A 17,875-nucleotide genomic window follows, 5' to 3' on the forward strand; every position below is an offset into this window, starting at 1 on the left:
CATCACAGTCGCAACAATGGCTTAATGATAGGTGCAAGCGACTGTGCCATGCGCAAAAATCCGAGATCCGTTGGATGTGTTCCGTCAACCGTACAATCATTGACGAAATCATCGCCTAGCAGCTTAAAACCGTCAACGAAATGAATATGACGGTCTCCTTCCGCCCACCTCTGTTCAACATTTTCGATCTGAATCAGCCTGCGGCGCTCATGAAGCTCCCTTCTCCCCGTATAGAACTGGTCTTCGGCAGTGCAAATCCTAGAGACTACTAATATAGGAACTTCGGGATGTCGCTCTCTCAAAATTCGGATGAATGCAGGCAGCGTTCGTGCGATGTTTCCGGCCTCGCCCGTATTCCCTTCATAATCAAGAATGAATAGAGCCGGATCATCGATTTCCGACATGATATGCGCGAGCTCCGGCTCGCCCTTTCCATTCCCCGAGAAGCCAAGATTGACGAACTCCACCGGAATCATACGGCTGAGAATATTAGAATAAGCCATACCCGGCCGGGAGGCGCATCCCCCTTGCGTAATTGAAGTTCCATATATAATTACGGGTCTACTGCTTGCATAGGCAGGTGCATCGCTTATGACAGCATCCTTATCTACACCGATCCATACCTCTTCTACCCCTTGATAGAGCGGCAAGTTTAAGGTGACGGCCACATCTTTTTTGGTATCCCACTGATAAAGCTGGGATTCATATTCACTTTCCGTTGGTTTGAATCTAGCCGTGGTGATAAAGCTCTGCTCTCCCGGCTCTCCAAGATAGCAGTCAACCCCGCACTGCCCTGTAGGCGGCATATGATACATATTCGCCGGTCCGGCAAGACGCACCCTTATGACCAGCCTTGAAGAATTGGTGCGAAAGCGAATTTGCCCGCCTGCCGTACAATAAGCAAGCGTATCAACCGCAGGCGGCAAAACAGCCCCGGAAGCCAAGGGCAGGCGTCTGTATATCCCATCCTGCGCAAGCCAAGGGAAACCCGCGATGTGAAAGGGCGCTTCAAGCGGAGAATGCCATCTCAACTGTTCGCCATTTGTTGTCTCCGGGTATATCGTTCCGCCCAGTTGATCTAAATTTATCTCTTTCGATTGAACGGTCATCTATTTCTACTCCCTCACTTTCAAGATTCGATGCCGAATTACTTCTTGACTCCCTTCGTGATCAAAAGGCGACTTTTTGAACAACCTCTAAAATACGTTTGCTGCGTTTACTCCATTTGGAATACATATTTCCGAATCGCCTGAGCAACACCGTCTTCGTTGTTGGTAGCCGTGATGACGTCCGCTATGGATTTGATATGCTCTTCACCGTTGGCCATCGCCACACCGAGACCTGCCGCCTTCAATAGTCTCGCGTCATTATCACTGTCTCCCATCGCAATGACATCGGACATCGAGAAGCCCAGCATCTGGCAAACCTCACGCACTCCACTTTCCTTGGTAGTTCCTCTAACTGATATCTCCATATTCGTAGGGGCCGAACGGGTAACTTCGAGCGCCCCCCAACGGAGCAGCTCCTCCTTAATTTCCGCGAGCTTCTGTTGATCATGGCTGCCGATCCCGAATTTCATCCAATCCCGTTCAAACATCTCAGGCGTCCAATCCTTGTCGCCCGTCAAGCTCTCCACGCTGTAGCCCCAGTACCACTCGGCCCGTTCGGCAGCAACGGCGTGCATTTGGCGGACCGTATCCCGCGGGAGGAAGATTCGCTTCTTGAGCTTCCCCGGCCCCTCCCAAATTTCCGCGCCATTGAGCAGCACCATCGGGGAATCAAGCCCCAGCTCATCCCAGAAGCCCTGTGCGGTTTGCAGGCCTCTTCCGGTGGAGAACATCACTTTAACGCCCTGATCTACGGCATATTGAAGCCACTTTTTGGTCTCTTCCGTAATGCACTTTTCATCCGTCAGAAGAGTCCCGTCCAGATCCAACGCAATCAGCTTATATTTCGCCTTCACTTGCTGCACAGTATTCATCCCTTCACCGCTCCCATGGTCGCGCCTTCCATAAGAAGTTTTTGGAATAAAATATAAATAATAATGGACGGTACCATCGCAATGGTTACACCGGCAAACAAAGTTACCCAATCCGCAGTAAACTCCATTTGCTTATTCGCAGAATACATTTGCACCGCAATGGGATATTTCTTTGGATCGCTCAAATAGATGAACGGCGCTAAGAAATTGTTATAGAACCCTAGGAACTTGAATACGCCAACGGTTACAATTCCCGGTGTAGACAAAGGAACAATAACACGCCAAAACTTTTGGAATAATGTAGCGCCATCCATCGTTGCGCTCTCCTCAAGCTCCATCGGCAGAGAGCTCATAAACCCTCCGAGCAGCATAAGGTAGAACACGCTTTCCCCCAGACTGGACAGGAGAATTAATCCGGTCAAGCTATTGGTCAAATTCAGTTCCCTCATAACTACATACTGGGGTACAAGCGCATTGATGCCAGGCAGGAACAGGGACAACATAATCAAGCCCCAAATCAGTTTTCTACCTTTGAACTGCATTCGAGTAAGCGCATAGGCGTTAATTGTCGTAAAGAAAAGCCCAAGCACCAGACTTCCGCCCACATAATAAAGGGTATTTAAGAGTGATTGCCCAAAACCGTATTGATTCCAAGCCTTCGAATAATTCTGCCATCTTGGTTCCGAAGGCAGCGCCCATATATCTTTAAAAAACTCAGGATTGCTTTTTAACGATTCATAGATAACCCAGACTAAAGGAAATAAAATGGTCAGCGACCAAGCATAAAGCAGCACACGCCACACAACGTCCATAAACGTTCGTTTTTCCTTCAAACTTTATCCCTCCGAACTTCATATGGAAACTAATACTCGTAGCCTTTGTTCGGCACAAATTTATCGATTAACAGCTTTGCCGTTACTAATATGACGAACAGGATCATACCGACTGCGGAAGCGTAGCCGTAATTCCGATACTCTACGCCAAAAGCCAAGTTAAACATGTAGAGGCCGATGACATCCGTCGACCCGAATGGGCCTCCATTTGTCATAATGAGGATGATTTCAAAGCCCTTCATTGTGCCAACGACCAGGAACAAAGCGCTGACCCGAATAATGGGCGTAACAAGCGGCATTGTGATTTTAAACAAGCGCGTCATATGTCCGGCCCCTTCAAGAATCGCCGCCTCGTACAATGACTTTGGAATCGCCAGCATAGCATTGGCAAAGATTATGACATACAAGCCGACGCCGCCCCAAACCCATGCCGGGATAATCGACACAAGCGCCGTGCTTTCATCGCCCAGCCAATAGAAATTCCCGATATTAAATCCGAAGAATTTTAGAAGCCCATTCAGCAAACCGTACGATCCATCGTAAATGAAAGCCCAGAGGAGAGCGACTACGACCGTAGATAAAACATTCGGGAAGAAAAACAATACCTTCAAAAATTTATTCTCTTTATACGATTTATTAGTAATTAAATAGGCAAGTACCAAAGAGATGATAATAACAAAGAAGGGCACCGTTATCATTAAAATCAAGTTGTGGGTAAGCGCGCGCCACACATATTTATCCTGGAATGCGGTGACGAAATTGGACAGCCCGACAAACGTTGCATCCGTAAACCCGTCCCAATTAAGCAGCGAATAATAAACGGATAAAATGTTCGGAAACAACGTAAAAAGCAAATATCCGCCAAAGGGAGGCACAATGGCTATGAACAGAAATATCCACTTCTGCGTATTCGCTTTATCTAGACCCAGTTTGCGCAGCACAGAGGGCCTTGGTGTCTTCACAGCGGTTAAATCTGACACGAGAGATCAACTCCTATCTTACTAGACGTTTATAAGAGGTTGTTAAATAAGTCGTCTTTTGATCACGAAGTGGATCAAGAAGCAACTCGGCATCGAATCTTGAATTCAGCCGGTCCTTCCGGTGCTCACGTACCCAAAACGTACGCTCCGCTCCTCACTCCCTACCTTCATCCAACCTTCTCGGTGCTGAAAATCCGACTTATTGAACACGCACTATTAGACATACTCAGCGTGTAGCCTATGGGTCGCAGAAGTTAAAACGGAAGAGCGGAGATGAATCCTCCCCGCTCCATCACGTCTTATTTTTTCTTTTCAGCCTCTACAGCTTTCTTCAGCAGCTCTTCAGCTTGCTCCAGAATCGGCTTCGGATCCTGCATACCCATAGCAAATTTAACAATATTCTCATTCAACAATTTTTCCGCTTGAGCAAGATTCGGATCCGAAATACTGATAGACCGGCTTGCTTTATAAGTTTGAGCATTATTATCCGCAATGTACTTCAGAACAGATTGGGCAGAGCTGGAAAGGTTAGTCGTTCTGGAAGGGTCTTCCGTCAAATCCTTGCGCATTGGCAAAGCGCCTGCTTTTTCAGCAGCAAACTGTTGATTTTCAAGCGTAACCATCCATGTGATCAATTCTTTGGCCCACTTTTTGTTAAGCTCCGGCTTAGCTGCCCAGATATAGTTGAAGTTTGAAGTTCCGCTTCGAATCCAAAGCGTTTGATTTGTGTCATCTCTGAAAGGAACAGCCATGAAGCCCCAATCGAAATCCTCGGGTGTTGCTTCCTTCATCTCATTCTCGACATGAGTCCCTGTCGATACCATCGCCGCTTGCCCCTGAATAACCTGCATTTGCGATTGCGTATGGTTCAATGCCGGAAGTCCTTCTGCAAAATATCCTTGTTGGCCAAGCTCATAGATGCGCGTCCAGGTTTCAACCGTCTCCGGATTTGTGTATTGCGGCAGACCATAGGTTCTATAATTTTCGATAAATTCATCGACATGGCCATTGATATCAGCCAGCTCAAAATTTTTGGCTGTTCCGAAAGCCCAGTTATGGTAGCTTGGATGAATACCTGGGAACGTTATCGGAGCAATGCCGTCCGCTTTAATGTCTGCGAGAAGTGTTTTAAATTCATCCCATGTGTTCGGGTTTTGGTTCCAGCCATGCTCTTCGAATAGCTTTTTGTTAAAAAACAACCCGCCAAAGCTGCTCGCCGTCGTAAATTCATACCTTTTCCCATTGATCAGCTGCGTTGACTCGTACATGCCGGGCATCATAAGATCCTTGACCTTTTTGTCCGGCACGTCTGGAAGAGGGTATTCCCAAATGTCGTCCATTGGTTCAAGCTTGCCGGCTTCAGCGAGCCCCACAATACCTCCCGCTGGTTCTGTATTGAATAGATCAAACATGTCATTATCATTGCCTGCAGAGATTTTTGTAGAAAGAATCGTCTTCATATCGGCCGAAGCCGTGATGTCTATTTTGACATTTGGATACTTGGCTGTGAACGATTCAACTGCATAATCGAACCACTCCCGGCCGTATCCGCCTACAAAGAAGCCTACCTTTAGCGTTACTTCCTCATTCTTCGGCAAACCATTCTCGTAAACATCCGCTTCTGCAGATACACCCGGCTTATCCGAACCAGCAGGAGTAGTACTTGGGCTAGCCTCGTTCTTTCCGCTGTTTCCACCGCAACCAGCCAGCATTGCTAAAGATAATGCCGCTGCAACACCCGTGCTCATGAATCGTTTCATTTTTCCATTCAACATTATTTCGCCCCCGTTAATTAATAAATAAATTGGATTAACTATTTAAGCATAACTATGTTTTGTTAATTACCAATCAAATCCGGGTAAATAATTTGTAAATAACTTTTGGCTTATAGCCACTTAAGCCTCACCTCCTAGTATTCTGTAAACGCTTACATTCTAATCACTTATTGGCCAGTTGTCAACCATTTTGTCAATTGTTTTGATCATTGATCTCTCGCCTGATAATGGGGAGAGTTAATCGAAACGCCCGAATTTCTAAAAATGTTAATTTCAGCTGATATCCCACAATGCTTCTAAGGCTTCGATTAGCGCTGAAACCGCCATTCATGCCAAGACGATGCATAATATACTTCGAGCGGCGGACATGAAATAAATTGGTTATGATCATAAAAGATTTTAGCTGGTACTGCTCCATCAATTGCTTGCTAAAGATTAAATTCTGAACGGTGTTGTGTGACTTGTCTTCTTTTAATACTCTTTTCGCCGGAACGCCCTTATCAACCAGATACTTCTTCATCAACTCTGCCTCCGAGCGACGTGAACCAACTGCTCCACCCGATACAATGATGTATTTATGCCCATACTGCTGAAATCGTTTGTAAGCCTCATCCAGTCTTTCCTTAAGCAAAGGGTGTATTCGGCCGTCTTTAGATACATAGCCAAGTACGATAAGCGCATCTGCCTTACCAGGCTTTAATATAACTGCATGCAGCCAGCATATGTAAGCCAGCACCGTCATCGCTGCTACTGCAATTATCCATCCGATCCATACCATTACTTACTCCTCTAGGCGTCATTTTTTGTATTTAATCAAATCAGTTTACAAATATAATATCTTTTTTTATTGCAATGTCAATACAATCCCTTGCGTTTTTTAAGTATTTTTGGATTAAAACTTTTCGTATGGATTGTATCGTTCTGCATAATACCGGCAACTATCGTCGTTTTTATGAATATTTAAACCATATGATCGTTGAATTAAACGAACTTGCAACTTTTATTCGCCTCGTATTAATGCTACACTTGAAGCAAAGTATGTTCCTAATTTGTCAAATGTTTTGAATCTATATTAGATAAAATGTTGTTGGAAAGAGGATGCATATTGTGAGTGATTCGGTTAAACAAACCAGCCATATGTTATTAAAATCAATTAATCAGCAGAAGGTTCTTTTTCTCATTTATTCAGAGGGGCCGATCTCTCGCGTAGAGCTTGCGGAAAAGACTGGACTAAGCAGACAAACGGTAACCAATATCGTGAATCGGCTGTTGAAGGAAAAAATAATCGTGACAGGGGAGCTTATCGACTTGGAGGCAGGCAGCGGAAGGAAAAGAGTCGGCCTTCATATCAACAGCGGCCACTTTTATGCCATCGGGCTTGAGCTCGCCGGCAAATACATTCGCGGAAAAGTGTTCAACCTGCGTCAAGAAGCTGTCGCATCCGCAGAACGCACGAGCAACAAATATGGTTCTATAGATGTGCTGATGCAGCTGTTGCATGAAGTTATCGATGAGCTGCTCACCCAGGTGCCCAACACCTCCAAAGTTAAAGGGATCGGAATCAGTATGCAGGGCCTGGTAGATTCTCAGCATGGCATCGTTCTGCGGACACCCGGCATAGGCGTTCATCGCCTGCCGCTCAAGCAGTTGCTTGAAGACCAATATAGCATCCCCGTGTATATCGAGAACGATGTCAATCTTCTCTCTGTCAACGAGAATATGAACGGCTGCTTGAAGGATTCCAATAACAATATCACAATCAAGTTTGATTATGGTACAGGCGGCGCGATCGTCCATGATAAACAAATTATAGCAGGATCAAGCTTTGTTGCAGGCGAATTCGGGCATTATAAAGGCTTCTATGGAGAAGATGCCTATCCATGCCATTGCGGCAGATCCGGATGCTTAACAACGCTGGCTTCCAGCAGCGGACTTAGTGTTTCCATCAAATGCACGCTAGAGGAGTTCGCAGAAGGCATAAGAACAGGAGATCCTAAGTTCCTTAGCTTATACGAAAAAATTGTCGATGGCATCGCGATCGCCGTTACCAATATCATTACATTTTTAAATCCGGACAGTCTGCTTATAACGGGCCGAGTCATTCATACCATCAGTCCCGAAATGTTCAACGAGATTAGAGCCAGGGTGATGCACCAGCTGCCTGTGACAGTTAATAACGTACAATTGATCTACCTTCATAACAAACCGGATGAAACAAAGCTTGCTGCCGGGTTAGTTATAAAACGCGCATTTGAAATACCGCTGGATACTTTATCTCTTTAATTGACCCCGTTTTTTGATGTCATTCCTAAAATGGATAAGTCGATCGTACGCAATAAACAGAACTCTCCAGACTCGGAGAGTTCTTTCTTTTTTATTCATATACTACGCCCATATCGAAAGTACGCTGGTATTACCCCTTAGTAGACGCTATTGTGCGCTAGTGCGTCGAATCCGTTTTCGCATCAACTCGGCAAGTTAGATAAGCCAATCGCCGTATCTCATCACTTAACCTTCGATTGACTGGATACACTTCTTCTATGAAATTTAAAATGTGAAGTGCCGATTCGGGAACATGGTCGTATCCCTGTATCATGTCTCCTATGATTTCCGCAAAACGGGGGTATCTCCTCTCTAACCGCCTCTCATTGCCGAATGGGTCGGGAAAATAGTCCACCTCTTGCTCCAGCAGATGGAGCACGGATAGAATCCTGTCCACTGCGTATCCTTGAACAAACCTCGTCGCGGATAGACGCTCCCCCCTAGCATAGCGACCGAGCCCCACGTATAGATTGGTTAAGGCTTCATTCAAAGGAAAGTCCAAAGAATCCACTTTTAGGCTGGGGACCGGGTTGGAAGGTTTGGCGATTGCCGTATTGGCATACATAGGGTCCTTCCAAATGACCCGGCCTTCCGTATAGGTGGCGTTCGCCAGCTCCCATTCCTCGAATACAGCATATTCCCCGAAAATACCGTCCTCGAACAGTACTTTGTAGCCAACATCTGAATTCTTAAACGAATAGGCAAGAGGGTGTACGTCCTCGAGCCAATCCAACCGGTCTATATATCTGTTTTTCTCTCCGGGCTTTACAATGACAAAGAAATCTAAATCCGAATATTCATCCAACCGTTCTGTCTCGACCCCAACGGAACCAACTCCTAATAATAAAAGAGCTCCCCCCTTGCGTTCGAGCGACTTGCCGATCTCGCCCAGCCGCTGTAACAGCGATTCTGTTCTCAACATTACGAATCCTCCTCTGGTTTTGAAATGCAAAAAGGGTCCAACCCACTTCTCAGCGAGGTTGAACCCGAAGGTTGCATTGCCTTTATTATCCTACCGTGAAATTATCACGTATACTTGTTGCTGTCAATCGAAAAACTTGCCGTTACTTATGATATGGTTCAGCTTAGCGGGTCTATCGGCGAAAAATGAGAAGAGGAGCTGTCACGCTACGAAAAAAACTATCTCTGCAGCATCTCGTCCCGCGCTTCGGTCAGCGCGAACCCCAGCAGGTTTCGGCCCCGCCATTTCACGGGATTCTCCGCATCTGGATTGGACTGGCCCATGCCGATCCCCCAAATGCGGTCCTGCGGGCTGGCTTCGACGAGGATGCGGTTCTTCGTCGACTTGAGATAATCGCCAAGCTCCGGATTCTGCGAAAACTTGGCCAAGCTGGCTCTTTTGACGATGCCGTAGCATTTCTTCTCCCAAGTATCCTGGTCAAAATTTTGGACCGCGCGCCCATAAGCCTTCATCTCCTTCGGATGCTTAGCCGTAAGGATCGACTCCAGCATTTCGTGGTCGCCGAACAGCCTTGCCTTCTCGGCCATCATAAACTGCTCGGCACAGGAATACTCCGTCCCCTCTACCGTGAGCGGGCACATCCACCACTGGCTGAAGCAGCTTTTGTCGATGCTCCCGTCCTTAGGCGTATGGCCCCAAAAGAATACAAACTTGAACGTTTCCCCTTCGTTATAAGCTTTTTCTTAGCTCATCGAGATTGTAAATCATCGTTATTCCTCCAATTTCCTCCGATACAAGCGGGATGGCCTATGTCCCGCATTTTCGGTGTAATGATCGGTCTCTGCCACGAGATCGGCCACTTTGCGCCGGAAGGCCGCCTTCAATAGCTCTTTATCCATAATGACCTCATAAACCTGCTGCAGTTCCGTCAAGGTAAAAAGCTTTGGCATTAAGTGCAGCGCAATATCGGTATAATTCACTTTTCCACGCAGCCGCTCGATAGCGCATGCTATAATCTTCGCATGGTCGAAGGCCAACCCGTTATTCGATACGATCTTATAATCCGTGCTAGTCGATGTCGTCTTCACGGTCAACGTCCTCGCCACGATCGCCGAAAGCTCCTCTTCACCGCTTAGCTTGAGTTCATACTCCAGCGTCTTGACGTATCCGTCCTCCATCAGCTCTTTCTGCTCCCGCAGCAGCCGATAGGAGACCTGGAACCAGGCGGCGTCGGCCGCATCCTCTCCCGCCTTAAGCTCCAACTTGTCGCTGTTGATCAGAGCCATGTAGCTGCAGCTCATCACCCAGGTTCGGGGGTCGCGCCCGATATCACTGAACGTATACAACTGCTCCAAATAAACGTCGTCCACGCCGGTTTCCTCGCGCAGTTCCCTTGCCGCGGCCTGCTCAGTCGTCTCGCTCGGCTGGACAAAGCCGCCAGGCAGCGCCCATTTACCCAGGAAGGGGTGACCTCCCCGGCGAATGAGCAGGATGCGGAGCTCTTTTTCGGGTAATTTCCGATAACTGTCGGCCTCCTCATCCGTAACCGTGAAGATCACCATATCGGCTGCCACCGATGGCCGCTCGTAATCTCCTGCCCGGTACTGCTCCAAAAATTCGCGTTCCGTAAGTCCGTCCCGATCCAACATATCCAATGGGGGCGCCTCCTTGTTTTTTGATTCTAATGAGCTTTCGTTATGGGTTCATTTTACTCCCTGCCTGCATCTAATTCTAACCGTTCAACTCCCCGAAGTAGTTTCGATAGGGCTCGAACTTCGCCAGCACCTCGTCTACCTTGCGCATGCGTTCCTCCAGGCTCCCTCGCAGCGTAATATAGGGAATCCGCCGATCCTTCAAATCCGCAATGATCTGTTTATGAAAAACATGCCGCTTCTGATCCCCGCTTCGATCCCACGTATCGTCGTAAGGAATATCGTCGTCGCACAAGAAGAACAGATCGTACCGCTGTGCATTCTCCAGAGCAATCCTGGTCAATAGCTCCGGGGCCTGGCCGTGGTAATCCTGGGCGAACATATATGTCGTAATCGCATTGGTATCAACGAACAGAAATCGGTTCGCCGCAAGCAAAGCCTGCTCTTCGCGCTCGATATGACCCACAGCGATTTCATCGAACGCTTCCAGGCCGATTCTGCGGTCCACCTGATGCTCAGCCCAATAATCGCGTCCGTATTCGCTCGCGTAGGTCGTGTTATGCCGCCGTGCCAGCGCTTCGGTGATGGTCGACTTCCCCGTCGACATCGCCCCAACAAATACCACCTTCGTGATCAAATCCCGGTACACGATATCACTTATGAATTCCCTGTACTTATATGGGTCGGAACGGATCATCGTTGCAGAGATCGGAACCCGCTCGCGAACTTCATCGACCCGCCGGTCGACCGAGCCCAAAGCAAGACTCATATGCCTGCCGTAAAACTCGCTCGAATAAAAATGCGTTACTTGCTCCCCGTTCAGTAAACGGAGGATATACTGTTCTTCCCGAATCTCATGCTCCCTGTCATCCGAATACCCATCCGGTCCGTCCCAAGCTTCGATGACCCGGACTGCCGGGTATAGTCGTCGAATCCAATTCGCCCGAATATGAAGCGGGATCGGCGTGACCGTCGTCTCGTAAATGACCACGATTAACTCATCGACCTCCCGCAGCGCCGTTTCGATCATGAACTGATGCCCTTTATGCAGCGGGGCAAATTTCCCCAGCGTTAATCCGAGCGTTTTCATGCCGCCACCTCCTTGACCCCTTTGTTCCAATTGTAATAGCCGTATACCGCATTGACCAAATACGCGCTCCACATGACGATCATCAGCATGCCTTCGCTGCTGCCCTCCAGCAATCGAATCGCCCACAGCAGCACCGTAAACAAATTCAGGACAATATAGACCAGCCATTGCTCCTTGAATCTACGGACCATTAAAAAGGTGGCCACGACGGACAGCACCGTCGTAGTAGCATCGATGTAAGGCGAGTTCTGTCCCGGGATGAACGAAAGCCCAAATCCCAGCAGCAAACAGCCTAATACACAGACTGCGCCAACGAGAAGCAGACCTCTAAGCTCCATTTGGCGCATGATCAGCTTGCCGTCTTGGCGGTTATTTTTCCACATGTAGAAGCCAATGACGTTCATCGGAACGAAGAATAGCAGATTCAGCATAACCTCTCCAAACAACCCGTTAATATAGGCCAGATAAGCGTAACCGATCGTATTGTACATGCCGAAAACATAGCTCATCAGGTTGCCCTTCGCGGCAAGTACCACGCATAACACTCCAGTAATAAAAACGGTAAAACCGAATAAAGAGTCCTTGGAAATCACCGTAAAGCCGACAGCGATCGAGGTAAACAGCACCAACCACGCTATCTCGAACAGGTTCCAGCCACTCGCAACCTTCTTCACAGTACATCCCCTCTGCTTTCTCCACTGATTTATAGAACGAAAATACCCCACACACTTAGTATCACCTTGTTAATAACATTTTGTTACTATCAAAAATAACAGAAAAACCTGCGCAGGGCAAGTGAAATCTCCCAATTTATCGCAGGCTTGATCTTTTACCTTCTGTAGTCCCTTCAACAAATAGCGAAAATCATGGGAGAGGACGAGCACCACTTGTTACAACGCGGAATATACAAATGAATAGGCACTTATCCCAATCATGCTTATTCTGTCTACTTTGCGAATCGGAATAGGCACTAAGGAGGGTTTAGGTTGGTACTAACATCATCTCACTATTTTGCCCAAGGCAACACTGCGCGCGGGGCTCATTTCTTGTATGAATCCGCATTTGGCGGGCTGAACAAGATCTTTGTCCTTACGGGGCCCCAAGGTACGGGGAAATCGACGGTCATGCAAAGCTTGGCGGATAGCCTGCTGGATAAAGGCTTCCATGTGCAATGCTTCCACTCCCCTCTCCGTCCCGACGAACTGGATGGCATCATTTTTACGGAATTGAAGGTTGGTATTGTCGACGGGCGAGTCTGTAAGGGGTTTTCGGATAGCAGGGCTGATGACATCGTCTTTATCGATTTTGGGGAAGCGTTCGATAACAGCCTTATTTCACAGGGAGACTTCATCACGATAGAAGATCTTAGAGGCAAGCTTGAGAATGCCTATTCAACTGTGTATGAAACATTCGCAAATGCACTACGGATTCATGACGAGTGGGAAAAATATTATATCGAAAATATGGATTTCGCGAAGGCCGACCAGATTGCGCTGGAATTGATTCAAGAATTATACGCCGGTCATCAAAGCGATACGTCAACCGCTTCACGTCACTTATTTTTCGGAGCTGCTACTCCGAGGGGGGCATTCGATTTTATTCAAAGCTTAACCGCTCAGCTGGAAAGACGGATTTTCATTAAAGGAAGGGCGGGATCCGGCAAATCGACGCTGCTGAAAAAGCTTGCCTCCGCTGCCGAACAGAAAGGAATCGACGTTCAAGTGTTTCATTGCGGCTTTGATCCGAACAGTCTGGATATGCTGATATTCCCGGAGCTTCGAACAGCGATCTTCGACAGTACCGCTCCGCATGAATACTTTCCCGATCGGGACGGGGATGAGATCCTAGATATGTATACACGGACTATAGCTCCTGGAACCGATGAAGCCCATGCTGACGAAATAGCCGGTATCAAAGCACGCTATTCGGCAAAAATGAAAGAGGCCACCTCCCATCTGGCGGAAGCCGAAGCCATCGATTCTCAGATTAAGGCCTACTATGTTGCGGCCACCGATTTTTCAATCGTAGAGAAACTCCATCTGCAATTACAGTCCGAATTGAATGAGCTGATCAGCTCTATTCAGCCTTCATAATAAGACACCACCCAAAGGCGTTATATTTCAGGCGGGGCCCAGCAGTCTAATGCAAGCTGAGCTCCGTTTGAGATTGAATCTGCTTCCACTTCTTCTATGGCCTTCTCCAAGCCTTACTGCCCGTCAATGTCTACCTTTGAACCGTTTAATCGCATCCTCGGTCACCGGCTCGAAGAGGTTAAGAAGGTTGCCATCGGGATCGCGGAACAGCATAGAACGGTTCCCCCACGGCATCGTGGTCGGTTCCATTACCCAATGATCGACAAATGGCTTCAAGCGTACATATTCGGCTTCGACATCGTCGACGCGGAACTCAATAATGACAGTGCGATTATTGGCCTCCACTACGGAACCGGCGCCGAATAGCTGCGCCGTCTGAGAGTGGCCGATTGCAAGGGTGCATGATGGCACAACGAGTTCGGCAAATACGGGCGCGGGTCGCTCCGCCGAAACCCCCATGACTTTCTCATAGAAATCGACGAGACGATCCACGTCGTTAGTAATGATGCGTACAGAAGCGAAATTCACAAGATATCATCCTTCCTAATAATAATAGGTTTAGCTGTGTCCCACAGCCGTTGTAAAACATACTTTTTACTTATCTATCTCCTTTACATTTACATGTCCAATTATAAAAAAGCGCTACTGACAACGTTATGTCAGTAGCGTTTTAGAATTTTTTGGGCTTTCTCACGAATCCGATTTTGGAATGTTTCGGGTTCCAACACTTAACGGGGCTATCGGCGAAAAATATATACCGGTTTACAATTGCGAATATATATGAAAAAACAACCATTGACGACTCCCGCCATCAATGGTTGTTCGTGTGATTCATTACTTGTCGATCAGGTTCTTCTCTTTCAGCATTCTTGCGATCAGTGCGGTTACTTCGACACGGGTCATTTGCTTTTTCGGACTTAGAATCTCAGGCCCGTTGCCTTGAATAATTCCCGCAGTGATCAATTGCGCAACATCCGCTCTTGCCCAAGCTGCTACGTCAGCCGCATCTTTGTATCGGGACAGTACAGATGCCGCCTGCCCTTCGCTAAGTGCAGCTTTCGCATCGATCATACGGTGCGCGCGGGCAATCATCACAAATCCTTGCTCTCTCGTTATTTGCTGACCGCCTTTAAAGCTGCCGTCCGCATAACCGCGAACGATATCATATTCATCAGCAAGCGCAACGGCATTCCGATACCATGCGGAAGCCGGTACGTCCGGGAAGATATTTTGCATTGCGTCTTGGCGCATTAACCCGAGACCGAGAACCACGATTTCGGCGAATTCAGCTCGCGTTACATTCTTGTTCGGCGAGAACGTGTTGTTGCCGGTTCCTTCAAGATCGAGTCTTGCGGCAATATTGTTTACGTCCGCTCTGCCCCAATGATACTGCACATCATCGAAATCCTGTGGATTCCAGATGACCGAATAGGTACCGCTGCTGCGCAGATCATTGATGAGTGCGAAGTACCGGTTATTGATCTGCGTTACGACCGTCGGGACATGGAATGCGCTGCCGTCCGGATTGATGATTACGCCTGTCGTGATGCGGTTCGGATCAATGCCTTCCGGAAGCGCGATGTATTTCGGCGCATATCCGTTCAACTGCCCGGAACGAACCGTTTTGTCGCCATGCGTGAAGGTCATGTCAAGGTCCACTGGATGAACCAGCAGCTCGTAACCTTTGGCTGCCGCCTGCTTGCGGGCACTGTCCGCCAAATCTTGAGGGGAGCGTTTGATGTTGATGCTTACTGCAATATCCTCAAGCTTTGCGTCCCACTGCTTTGCGATCGCGTCCAGATCCAACTGCTTGCCGGGAACTGGGTAGATCGCCAGCAAATCTTCGATTTCCAGCGTCGAGGCGGTGTCGGCCAGCTTCTTAATATCAGCTGCCGTCAAGCCCTGTACCTTGGTGTCTCCACCGACAGGAACGCGAATGGCAAGTTTTTGTCCATCGCCCTGAGCCAGAATATTTGACAGCTTGCCCGAATCGACTTGAACCGTCGTATGGTTTCCATCGCCTTCCGTCTTGGTGCTTCCGGTGGCGAACGTAGAATCTTTACCGTTTACCGTAGTGGTAACGCCGGAAGAATTCGTGTTTGGAGTCGAAACCGTTCCAGAATTAGTCCCTGAACCGGTACCCGGTGACGTTGTTTCTCCGCCGCCATTGTTTCCAGGAGTCTTCGCTGGGACCAGTCCTTCTTGGGCTTTCTCTAATGCTTCAAGGGCTTTATTCACTTCTTCTTGGGTTGCTTTCGGATCATTCAGTACGTTGTTAGCTTCTTTCAAAGCCTCTTGAAGCTTGTCCCAGCTCTCTTGAGTATAGTCGGTCGAATTTAGTGTTCCGATCTTGTCTACTTTCGATTGAAGTGCCGTTTTATCGGTTTTTACAATCTCAACGGTATAGATGTTCGTTCTGTTTCCGATCGTCACTTCAACTTGAATGACATTCAGGCCTACTTGAAGCTGCAGGTCATTCCAATCGGAAGGATCGGAAACTTCGCTGCCGTTAAAGCTCAATTTGGCCTTGCTGTCGGGATTCACCAGTTCAATGGCAGCAGCAACGCTGTAAACATCCTCCGTTACGGAAGCCTTGTAATTTAGATACTTATTGCCGTTAAATGGCGGAGATAGTTCAATCTCCTCGTGATTAGTCGAATTGGCAACTCGAAGGTCAAGCTTGTCCAGAACAGCGTCAATGGTTACGAGATTTTCGTAGGCATTCGTCAAGTTCTCATTCGCCTGGTCGATCTCCACCTGCGTGGCATCCGGATCTTGCAGAACGCGATCAGCCTCTGTCAATGCATCCTGCAGTGACTGCCAACTTGACGGAGTATAATCCGCCGGCTGCAAGTTCTCACCCGCTATCTTATCGACCATAGCTTGCAGTTGCGTTTTATCTGTCATAGCCACGGCTTCGCTCGTCACGCTGCCTGACGCATGTATACCATCGGCGGTGACCTTTACGGTAATGGCCGTCCCAACATCGTCAGCCGTTAGCGTATAACTTATGCCGGTTGCATTCGGTATAGCAACGCCATTACGGTACCACTGGATGGTCGGCACATTGTCTGTCGTATTCGGGGTATATGTGATCCCGGTTACGTTCGCGGTCAATGTCTCGCCTACCTCGGCTGTTCCGTCGATCGTTACACTGCCGCCCATCACTGGAAGTTCGATATCTTGTGTGGCCGTGATGAAGTCACTAATGACACCGGAATTATATTCAACAATAACTCCCGGGTCTTTATATGCGCTGGAGCCTCCGTGTGTATTATTTACGGCCAAGTAACCAATTTTATGATTCGTGGTGTCTAGCAGAAGTGTGAGGTGGGTTAATTGTCCATTGGGTACAAATTCTTTTGAGGTCTCCAGATTTGTTGGCAGACCGTTTGATACATATTTGCTCACGGTAGAAGTTTCAGTGTCCCAGTTAGGTGCTTCAGTCTTCGTAGCGCCAATAAAACTTAAAAAGTTCCAACTACTAGCTCCAAAGGGGCTCTTAAACTCCTCAAACATATTGGCAATCGCAAACATTTCCCCAGGATTATCTGCTGTTGGCTCTACAAGATGTCCGTTATTACTCGCTGCAGTCGTTACAGCATCTTTAAATGTCATGGTGCTCTGTCTGGCGACATATACAAAATAGCGTCCATCGTAGGTCCGTACCGAGGTTTTTCCATCGGTCAATGGCGCTCCTGGTACTACGTTTACAGTGACACTCTGCGTTTTCCCAGGATCTTGTGTAAACTTCATATTTCGAATAACAGCTTGAATGTCTTCGTACGTCGTATTACTTGAAAAATTGAACACTCTATTGGTAGGTGTAGACTTGTCAGTAACAATGCCACTAATTTTGATACCCTCAGTCAACTCGGTAATTCCGCTTGCAGCCGTCCCAACGGCAATGGAGCCGCTATTTACAGTCACAGTAAAGTATCCGCCCGCATCTTTAATGGCGCCTGTGCTATCAAATGTGGCATTGGGCAGTTGATAGGTTGCTTCGGTTACACTAACAGGATTACCAAGATTAAGTGTTGGCGTGGTTGCTGCTCTTGCTTCTAACGGGTAAAAAGGTAACATCGTCAATACCATAACGATTGTCATTAGAAGAGATAACCTTCTTTGATTTCTTATTTTCATCTTTTTTTCTTTCCTCCTGACAAAAGCAAATTCTTTCTGTTGAGCTACCTCGAAGCAAATTGATCTGCGATTCTGCCATTCCAC

14 protein-coding genes and 1 pseudogene are annotated in these 17,875 nt (G+C 47.7%); 2 read left to right on the forward strand and 13 right to left on the reverse strand.

Annotation, left to right across the window (positions count from 1 at the left end):
- Positions 1 to 2: 2 nt before the first annotated feature.
- The 6 genes from ACQKPA_RS15450 to ACQKPA_RS15475 form a co-directional block, all read right to left on the reverse strand.
- The gene (locus tag ACQKPA_RS15450) at positions 3 to 1,109 is read right to left on the reverse strand and encodes an SGNH/GDSL hydrolase family protein (protein WP_427493503.1); all 1,107 of its coding nucleotides are present in this window, start codon (positions 1,107 to 1,109) and stop codon (positions 3 to 5) included.
- A 107-nt stretch (positions 1,110 to 1,216) separates the two neighbouring features.
- A complete protein-coding gene (locus ACQKPA_RS15455; protein ID WP_427493504.1) occupies positions 1,217 to 1,981 on the reverse strand; it encodes a Cof-type HAD-IIB family hydrolase in 765 nt (254 codons plus the stop codon).
- Positions 1,978 to 2,814 (reverse strand): carbohydrate ABC transporter permease, encoded by an 837-nt coding sequence (locus ACQKPA_RS15460; protein ID WP_071219381.1) that lies wholly within the window; start codon positions 2,812 to 2,814, stop codon positions 1,978 to 1,980. Before ACQKPA_RS15460 ends, ACQKPA_RS15455 begins: the two co-directional genes overlap by 4 nt.
- Positions 2,815 to 2,843: 29 nt before the next feature.
- Complete coding sequence (locus ACQKPA_RS15465; RefSeq protein ID WP_427493505.1) at positions 2,844 to 3,794, reverse strand: carbohydrate ABC transporter permease; 951 nt, start codon at positions 3,792 to 3,794, stop codon at positions 2,844 to 2,846.
- A 299-nt stretch (positions 3,795 to 4,093) separates the two neighbouring features.
- Entirely contained in the window at positions 4,094 to 5,569 is a 1,476-nt protein-coding gene (locus ACQKPA_RS15470; protein WP_427493506.1) for an ABC transporter substrate-binding protein, read from the reverse strand.
- Positions 5,570 to 5,762: 193 nt separating this feature from the next.
- Positions 5,763 to 6,347 carry a YdcF family protein gene (locus ACQKPA_RS15475; RefSeq protein ID WP_427493507.1) on the reverse strand — a complete coding sequence of 195 codons (585 nt, stop codon included), beginning with the start codon at positions 6,345 to 6,347 and terminating at the stop codon, positions 5,763 to 5,765.
- A gap of 320 nt (positions 6,348 to 6,667) precedes the next feature.
- Here ACQKPA_RS15475 and ACQKPA_RS15480 point away from each other — a divergent pair, with 320 nt between their 5' ends.
- On the forward strand, positions 6,668 to 7,852 hold the full coding sequence (locus ACQKPA_RS15480; protein ID WP_427493508.1) for an ROK family transcriptional regulator: 1,185 nt from the start codon (positions 6,668 to 6,670) through the stop codon (positions 7,850 to 7,852).
- A gap of 157 nt (positions 7,853 to 8,009) precedes the next feature.
- On the opposite strand, the gene ACQKPA_RS15485 is transcribed toward ACQKPA_RS15480, so the two are convergent.
- From ACQKPA_RS15485 to pnuC, 5 genes and pseudogenes are all read right to left on the reverse strand, one after another.
- A complete protein-coding gene (locus ACQKPA_RS15485; RefSeq protein WP_427493509.1) occupies positions 8,010 to 8,813 on the reverse strand; it encodes a hypothetical protein in 804 nt (267 codons plus the stop codon).
- Positions 8,814 to 9,031: 218 nt separating this feature from the next.
- Positions 9,032 to 9,581 (reverse strand): annotated as a pseudogene (locus ACQKPA_RS15490) (NADAR family protein).
- Positions 9,582 to 9,583: 2 nt separating this feature from the next.
- Complete coding sequence (locus tag ACQKPA_RS15495; RefSeq protein ID WP_427493510.1) at positions 9,584 to 10,468, reverse strand: NUDIX domain-containing protein; 885 nt, start codon at positions 10,466 to 10,468, stop codon at positions 9,584 to 9,586.
- Between the two features lie 76 nt (positions 10,469 to 10,544).
- A complete protein-coding gene (locus tag ACQKPA_RS15500; RefSeq protein ID WP_427493511.1) occupies positions 10,545 to 11,555 on the reverse strand; it encodes an AAA family ATPase in 1,011 nt (336 codons plus the stop codon).
- Positions 11,552 to 12,229 (reverse strand): nicotinamide riboside transporter PnuC, encoded by a 678-nt coding sequence (gene pnuC, locus ACQKPA_RS15505; RefSeq protein WP_427493512.1) that lies wholly within the window; start codon positions 12,227 to 12,229, stop codon positions 11,552 to 11,554. Before pnuC ends, ACQKPA_RS15500 begins: the two co-directional genes overlap by 4 nt.
- 312 nt (positions 12,230 to 12,541) lie before the next feature.
- On the opposite strand from pnuC, the gene ACQKPA_RS15510 reads away from it, so the two are divergent.
- Complete coding sequence (locus tag ACQKPA_RS15510) at positions 12,542 to 13,648, forward strand: PRK06851 family protein (RefSeq protein WP_427493513.1); 1,107 nt, start codon at positions 12,542 to 12,544, stop codon at positions 13,646 to 13,648.
- Positions 13,649 to 13,771: 123 nt separating this feature from the next.
- Here the strand turns inward: ACQKPA_RS15510 and ACQKPA_RS15515 are convergent, their stop codons facing one another.
- Together ACQKPA_RS15515 and ACQKPA_RS15520 are read right to left on the reverse strand one after the other, a co-directional pair.
- A complete protein-coding gene (locus ACQKPA_RS15515; RefSeq protein ID WP_427493514.1) occupies positions 13,772 to 14,176 on the reverse strand; it encodes a VOC family protein in 405 nt (134 codons plus the stop codon).
- Positions 14,177 to 14,482: 306 nt separating this feature from the next.
- Complete coding sequence (locus ACQKPA_RS15520) at positions 14,483 to 17,791, reverse strand: S-layer homology domain-containing protein (RefSeq protein ID WP_427493515.1); 3,309 nt, start codon at positions 17,789 to 17,791, stop codon at positions 14,483 to 14,485.
- Positions 17,792 to 17,875: the final 84 nt, after the last annotated feature.

The sequence above is a fragment of the Paenibacillus sp. NPDC093718 genome, from assembly GCF_050279985.1.
In the GTDB taxonomy this organism is placed as follows: domain Bacteria; phylum Bacillota; class Bacilli; order Paenibacillales; family Paenibacillaceae; genus Paenibacillus_AQ.

Coding starts and splice junctions, on each gene's coding strand:
- ACQKPA_RS15450 (WP_427493503.1), bottom strand. CDS start 1,109: ATGACCGTTCAATCGAAAGAGATAAATTTAGATCAACTGGGCGGAACG.
- ACQKPA_RS15455 (WP_427493504.1), bottom strand. CDS start 1,981: ATGAATACTGTGCAGCAAGTGAAGGCGAAATATAAGCTGATTGCGTTG.
- ACQKPA_RS15470 (WP_427493506.1), bottom strand. CDS start 5,569: ATGTTGAATGGAAAAATGAAACGATTCATGAGCACGGGTGTTGCAGCG.
- ACQKPA_RS15475 (WP_427493507.1), bottom strand. CDS start 6,347: ATGGTATGGATCGGATGGATAATTGCAGTAGCAGCGATGACGGTGCTG.
- ACQKPA_RS15480 (WP_427493508.1), top strand. CDS start 6,668: ATGCATATTGTGAGTGATTCGGTTAAACAAACCAGCCATATGTTATTA.
- ACQKPA_RS15485 (WP_427493509.1), bottom strand. CDS start 8,813: ATGTTGAGAACAGAATCGCTGTTACAGCGGCTGGGCGAGATCGGCAAG.
- ACQKPA_RS15500 (WP_427493511.1), bottom strand. CDS start 11,555: ATGAAAACGCTCGGATTAACGCTGGGGAAATTTGCCCCGCTGCATAAA.
- ACQKPA_RS15520 (WP_427493515.1), bottom strand. CDS start 17,791: ATGAAAATAAGAAATCAAAGAAGGTTATCTCTTCTAATGACAATCGTT.